Origin of the sequence: Sulfitobacter sp. HI0129, from assembly GCF_001635395.1 — a bacterium.
Classification (GTDB): Bacteria; Pseudomonadota; Alphaproteobacteria; order Rhodobacterales; family Rhodobacteraceae; genus Sulfitobacter.
Map to the genome: position 1 here is coordinate 1 of NZ_LWGH01000459.1, position 3,963 is coordinate 3,963.

Annotated in this window: 6 protein-coding genes; 3 read left to right on the forward strand and 3 right to left on the reverse strand. The window is 65.8% G+C overall.

The window, feature by feature from the left end; genetic code table 11:
* Window positions 1–32 precede the first annotated feature (32 nt).
* Both A3764_RS12550 and A3764_RS12555 read right to left on the reverse strand, forming a co-directional pair.
* A complete protein-coding gene (locus A3764_RS12550) occupies window positions 33–260 on the reverse strand; it encodes a hypothetical protein (RefSeq protein WP_236628187.1) in 228 nt (75 codons plus the stop codon).
* 81 nt (window positions 261–341) lie between these two features.
* Window positions 342–1,346, reverse strand: coding sequence for a pseudouridine synthase (locus A3764_RS12555; protein ID WP_067919562.1), 1,005 nt, complete (start codon window positions 1,344–1,346; stop codon window positions 342–344).
* Window positions 1,347–1,408: 62 nt separating this feature from the next.
* On the opposite strand from A3764_RS12555, the gene A3764_RS12560 reads away from it, so the two are divergent.
* Window positions 1,409–1,858: a nucleoside deaminase gene (locus A3764_RS12560; protein WP_067919567.1), complete on the forward strand. Its 450-nt coding sequence runs from the start codon at window positions 1,409–1,411 to the stop codon at window positions 1,856–1,858.
* Between the two features lie 165 nt (window positions 1,859–2,023).
* Here A3764_RS12560 and A3764_RS12565 read toward each other — a convergent pair whose 3' ends face one another.
* Window positions 2,024–2,716: a metal-dependent hydrolase gene (locus A3764_RS12565; protein WP_067919572.1), complete on the reverse strand. Its 693-nt coding sequence runs from the start codon at window positions 2,714–2,716 to the stop codon at window positions 2,024–2,026.
* A 179-nt stretch (window positions 2,717–2,895) separates the two neighbouring features.
* Here A3764_RS12565 and gatC point away from each other — a divergent pair, with 179 nt between their 5' ends.
* Together gatC and A3764_RS12575 are read left to right on the forward strand one after the other, a co-directional pair.
* Window positions 2,896–3,183 carry an Asp-tRNA(Asn)/Glu-tRNA(Gln) amidotransferase subunit GatC gene (gatC, locus tag A3764_RS12570; RefSeq protein WP_067919575.1) on the forward strand — a complete coding sequence of 96 codons (288 nt, stop codon included), beginning with the start codon at window positions 2,896–2,898 and terminating at the stop codon, window positions 3,181–3,183.
* Window positions 3,183–3,963: amidase (locus tag A3764_RS12575; RefSeq protein ID WP_269085022.1), on the forward strand; the 781-nt coding region annotated here is incomplete at its 3' end. The genes gatC and A3764_RS12575, both read left to right, overlap by 1 nt.

A 3,963-nucleotide genomic window follows, 5' to 3' on the forward strand; every position in this document is an offset into this window, starting at 1 on the left:
CTGAACCGGCCTCCGTATCGTCTTGCCATGGCTCAGACCCCTCCGAGCCAGCCCGAAGCGACCCCGAGAAGAAGCAAGATCAAGGCGACATAGGCGATTTTCTGGAAGCCGGTGGGTGCCATCAAACTATCCTCGCCATTTGGGCCGTTGCCGAAGAAGGGGCGCGCAAAGCGGCGCCCGCCGTCGTAGGCGGCATCCCAGATTGATACCAGAATGGCGACAATGGCAACGGCAAGTGCCAAAACCGCAAGCAGCAGCAACAATCGTCCCATCGTCGTCTCCTTCGGTTTCTACATAGGTGGTGCAAGCGCGCCGGACCAGTGGAGCAGGTGGGGCTCCGCCTATCGTTTTTTGCCGCCGCCTCCCGAGGGGCCCTTGCCCGGAGGCCGCCCAGCGGGGCGTGTTCTGCCCCTGTCACCTGGTTTACCCGACGGTGCACCGCCACGCTTGCCCTGCGGTCCCGGCTTTTGACCCTGCCGTTTTCCCTTGGGCGCCTCTTCGGGGCTGCGCGGGGCGGGGGCCGCCTTGCCGCCCGGGCCGCGCCGGGTGGAATGGCGTGTCACACCGGCGGGTTTGCGCGTCGCGGTGCCGCTGTCATCGACGATTTCAAGGCCGAGCTGGTCGCGCACGATCTTGCGGCGCACTTCCTCCACCGCGCCCTGCTTCAGTTCGCCCAGTTGGAAAGGTCCGTAGCTTACCCGGATAAGCCGGTTGACCGACAGGCCCACCGTTTCCATGGCGCGGCGAATCTCCCGGTTCTTGCCTTCTCGCAGACCCACGGTAAGCCAGGCGTTGGCCCCCTGCTGACGGTCCAGCGTCACGGTCATGGGCTGAAAATCCTCGCCCTCCACCGTGATGCCCTTGCGCAGCGGCTCCAGCGTCTTGTCCTCGGGGCGCCCGTTGACCCGGACCCGGTAGCGGCGCAACCAGCCGGTCGATGGCAGTTCGAGCCGGCGTTTGACCGCGCCGTCGTTGGTCAGCAACAGCAGGCCTTCGGAATTCAGGTCGAGCCGCCCGATGCTCATCACCCGCGGCATATCCTCGGGCAGGGCATCATAGATGGTTTCACGGCCCTTTTCGTCGCGGTCGGTCGTCACCAGACCCGCCGGTTTGTGATAAAGCCAGATGCGCGGCGGTTCGGGTTCGGCCAGCGGCGCGCCATCCACCGTGATCGCATCAGCAGGCGTGACGTTGAGCGCGGGCGACAGGACCTGTCGGCCATTCACCCGCACGCGTCCGGCTTCGATCATGCGCTCGGCTTCGCGGCGACTGGCCACACCGGCCCGGGCCAGAACCTTGGCGATGCGGTCGCCCGGAGGCGTCTGGGATGTGGCGTCATCTGTCATGACGACCGCTTAGCGCCTTTGCGGCGCTTGCGAAAGGGCGCGCTTTGCGGGCATCTGGGGCCATGACGTTCAAATCCTACATGCAGGCCGCACTGGAAGAAGCGCGCGCCGCAGGCCAGCGGGGCGAGGTTCCGGTGGGCGCGGTCGTGGTCAGCCCCGGCGGTGAGGTCGTGGCCCGCGCGGGAAACCGCACGCGCGAATGCACCGATCCCACGGCACACGCCGAAATGCTGGCGCTCCGCGGCGCCTGCGCGCGGCTCGGGTCGGAACGCCTGGCGGGTCATCTGCTCTATGTCACGCTGGAGCCCTGTGCCATGTGCGCCGCAGCCATCGCCGCCGCGCGGATCGACCGCCTGTATTTCGGCGCGGCGGACCCGAAGTCAGGGGGGGTCATGCAGGGGGCGCGGGTTTTTTCCCATGCGCAATGCCACCACCGGCCAGAGGTTTTCGACGGGATCGCGGCGGCAGAGGCGGAAACGCTGCTGAGGGATTTTTTCGCGTCGAAACGATAGGCGGAGCCGGGCCGAGATCGCGGAGGCGTTGCGGCAGCGCAGGGCGCTACGCCCAAGACTGAGCAGTCCGCTGCCCCCTCCGACTTCCCCGTGTACCGAAACGACCGCCCTCCTTCCAAATGGCAAAAAATCCTCGGGGGTCCGGGGGCAGAGAGCCCCCGGCGTTCAGAGTGATATCGCCTTCATTACCTCTGGCTCCACCACTTCGACCCCCGGCAGCCCGTCCTTCAGCGCCTGCGCCGATTGCTCCAGCGCATCGAAGGTCCGGTAATGGCAGGGGATCACGGTGCGGAAATCGAAGTACCGCTTCGCCGCATAGGCCGCCGCCGCCATGTCCATGGTATAGAACCCCCCGGCGGACAGGATGCCGATGTCGGGCTTGTGATAATCCCCCATCCATTCCATGTCGGCCATGATGGTCGTATCGCCCGAATGATAGATGGTGCGACCCTCGCCGCGGATCATGAAACCGGTTTCCATGCCCATGTAGACCGGCCCGCCATCCCCCGAGACGGAGGAGGAATGCGAAGCCGGCACCATGGTCACCGCGACTTCACCACATTTTATCGTCCCGCCCTTGTTGAAGCCCATGGTGTTCTGCACGCCCTTTCCTTCGAACCATGACATCAATTCGAACATCCCCGCGACCGGGGCGCCGGTGCGTTCCGCCACCTGTGGCAGGTCGTCGGTGTGGTCAAAATGGCCGTGGGTCACGAGGATCTGGGTCGCGCCCTTCAGCGCTTCCTCGTGGTGGGATTCTTCCAGCATCGGGTTGCCGTTGAGCCATGGATCGATCAGCAGTACCTGATCCTCGATCTCGATGCGGAAAGAGCCGTGGCCCAGCCAGATGATGTTCATGTCTTCTTCTCCCGTTTGCTGCGATTCACCGGTGATCCTAGCGCGTAGCAGCCGCTTCTGAAGGCGGTTCGCGCGAATTTTCTGGTCCTGCCCCACCCTCGCCCGGGGCAGAGCAGGGCCGCGCCCTTGCGAGGCGCGGACAGGGGCGGTAAACGGCCCTGAAACGAGAGGATCGCCGCATGTCCATTGACGAAACAACCGCCGCGCGGGTCGCCAAGCTGGCCCGCATCCGGGTCGAACCCGAAGCGCTGCCCGCCCTCGCGCAGGAATTCAACACCATTCTGGGGTTCATCGAACAACTGGCCGAGGTGAATGTGGACGGCGTCGAACCGATGACCTCGGTAACGCCGCAGCGGCTGAAGCGGCGTGAGGATGTGGTGACGGACGGGGACCGGCAGGACGAAGTGCTCGCCAATGCGCCCGACGCCCGCGAAGGATTCTTTGCCGTACCGAAGGTGGTGGAATAATGACCGATCTGAACGCACTGGGCCTGGCGGAGGCGCGCGATGCGCTGCGCAAGGGCGATGTCACCTCGCGCGAGTTGACCGAAGCCTGCATCAAGGCGATCGATGGTGCCTCGGCGCTCAACGCCTTCGTTCACCGCACCAACGACATCGCGCTGGATCAGGCCGCTAAGGCCGACGCGCGACTGGCCGAAGGCGATGCGCCTGCCATGTGCGGCCTGCCCGTCGGCATCAAGGATCTGTTCTGCACCAAGGGCGTGCCCAGTCAGGCTGGCTCGCGGATCCTCGAAGGGTTCCTGCCGCAGTACGAATCGACCGTCAGCCAGAACCTGCGGGACGCGGGCGCGGTGATGCTGGGCAAGCTCAACATGGACGAATTCGCCATGGGATCGTCCAACGAGACGTCGGTCTACGGCAATGCGGTGAACCCGTGGCGCCGCGCGGGCGAAGACACGCAGCTGACGCCGGGCGGCTCTTCCGGCGGGTCGGCGGCGGCGGTCGCGGCGGACCTTTGCCTTGCCGCGACGGGCACGGATACCGGCGGCTCCATCCGCCAGCCTGCCGCCTTCACCGGCACGGTGGGGATCAAGCCGACCTATGGGCGTTGTTCGCGCTGGGGAGTCGTGGCCTTTGCTTCGTCCCTCGATCAGGCCGGGCCGATGACGAAATCGGTGCGCGATGCGGCGATCATGCTGGGCGCGATGGCCGGGCACGACCCGCGCGATTCCACCTCTGCCGATCTGGCGGTGCCCGATTTCGAAGCAGCACTCACGGGCGATATCC

Excerpts from the sequence above, each read along its gene's own strand:
- A3764_RS12555 (WP_067919562.1), bottom strand. The coding sequence starts at position 1,346 with ATGACAGATGACGCCACATCCCAGACGCCTCCGGGCGACCGCATCGCC.
- A3764_RS12560 (WP_067919567.1), top strand. The coding sequence starts at position 1,409 with ATGACGTTCAAATCCTACATGCAGGCCGCACTGGAAGAAGCGCGCGCC.
- A3764_RS12565 (WP_067919572.1), bottom strand. The coding sequence starts at position 2,716 with ATGAACATCATCTGGCTGGGCCACGGCTCTTTCCGCATCGAGATCGAG.
- gatC (WP_067919575.1), top strand. The coding sequence starts at position 2,896 with ATGTCCATTGACGAAACAACCGCCGCGCGGGTCGCCAAGCTGGCCCGC.